The 1,425-nt window shown below is 41.5% G+C and carries 2 protein-coding genes; one reads left to right on the top strand and one right to left on the bottom strand.

Annotated elements, in window-relative coordinates:
• Window positions 1–381, bottom strand: a 381-nt coding sequence (locus B7C60_RS18110) for an AEC family transporter (RefSeq protein ID WP_425445497.1), incomplete at its 3' end; no start/stop codon positions are given.
• Between the two features lie 295 nt (window positions 382–676).
• Between B7C60_RS18110 and B7C60_RS18105 the strand changes: the two genes are divergently transcribed.
• Window positions 677–1,425 (top strand): SLC13 family permease (locus B7C60_RS18105; RefSeq protein WP_245868713.1); only part of this gene is annotated, 749 nt, incomplete at its 3' end.

The raw sequence follows: 1,425 nt of genomic DNA, 5'->3' as shown, positions 1-1,425 counted from the left end.
ATTACCGTAGATATTGGCGACATAAGCAAGGCCAATAATCGCCGTATTGGCTCGAAACCCACCTTGGATCACGACCCCTTGATCTTGTGGCTGGTGAACGTTTCGCTGACTCATCCAACAGATAAATAGAAAAAACAACATATTAGCGATTAAGCCGAAGATGATTAACGACATGCTGGACGAAAAGTCGTGTCGTTCACCGACAATACTTAAAAAAAGCATCGCGGGTAGAGTGACTTGGAACACGATACGAGAAGCAACATCAATAAAATTGTCATTAATGAGCTGAATTCGTTTAAGAAACACACCTAACATCAGCATTAAGCAGATTGGGCCTGTGATGGAGAGAGAAAACTGCAGCTGTTCAAGAATTCCGTGCATAGTCAGATCATCGTCATGAGTATTATTTTTATTCTTTCATAGAAGGCTCTCTGCGGGAATGGGTATTCAGAAAATCTTTCTTCGGTACGCTATTGGTATGGTCGATTGTTTAACCCACGGTAAAGTGTTTTTACTATGTTAACAACTTGGCATTGTTCAAGATGTTTTATTTCATAATGTTAAATGTTTATCCATAGTTTTGATAAGGTTAACATTTTTGCAATGATAATTATCCTCTTGTTTGAATCTATGAAATCATAGCGATTGCCAACTGGCCCGATGAGGAAGAATTATAATGAATCGAAATGATAGTGTCCCTTTGCCTAATAACACCCGAGAGTGGTTGTTGAATAGAAATAGCTTAATTGTCCTTGCAGACATAGTGTTGTTTTTCGTTCTATTTAATACATTGCCTTTTGACGCAAATGTAGTACTCGGCTTGAGTATTCTAGCGTTTATTGCGGTGTTGTGGTTAACAGAAGCCTTACATGTCACGGTGACGGCGATTTTAGTCCCGATCATGGCCGTTGTTTTTGGCATTTTTGATACGCAAGTTGCTTTAAATAACTTTGCCAACTCGGTTATTTTCCTATTTTTAGGCGGTTTTGCACTCGCTGCAGCCATGCACCGACAAGGATTAGATAAAGTCATTGCCGATAAGGTGCTTTTAATGGCTCGCGGCCGTTTTAGTGTGGCTGTTTTTATGTTATTTGGTGTGACGGCAGCGTTGTCGATGTGGATCAGCAATACCGCCACGGCTGCGATGATGCTGCCTCTAGTGCTTGGTATTTTGAGTAAAGTTGATCAAGACAAAGGCCATAATACCTATGTTTTTGTTCTACTTGGTATTGCCTATAGTGCCAGTATCGGTGGGATTGCGACTATGGTGGGTAGCCCTCCGAATGCAATTGCTGCGGCTCAAGTCGGCCTTTCTTTCTCTGAATGGATGAAGTTTGGTGTGCCGATCACGATCATCATGCTACCCATCGCCATGCTCTTGCTTTACTTGCTCTTGAAACCGAATCTCAGTGGCCAATTTGAGCT

It is taken from the genome of Vibrio fujianensis, from assembly GCF_002749895.1.
Classification (GTDB): Bacteria; Pseudomonadota; Gammaproteobacteria; order Enterobacterales; family Vibrionaceae; genus Vibrio; species Vibrio fujianensis.
Note: the sequence above shows the minus strand (reverse complement) of the source record. Positions and strands in the feature narration are given on the sequence as shown.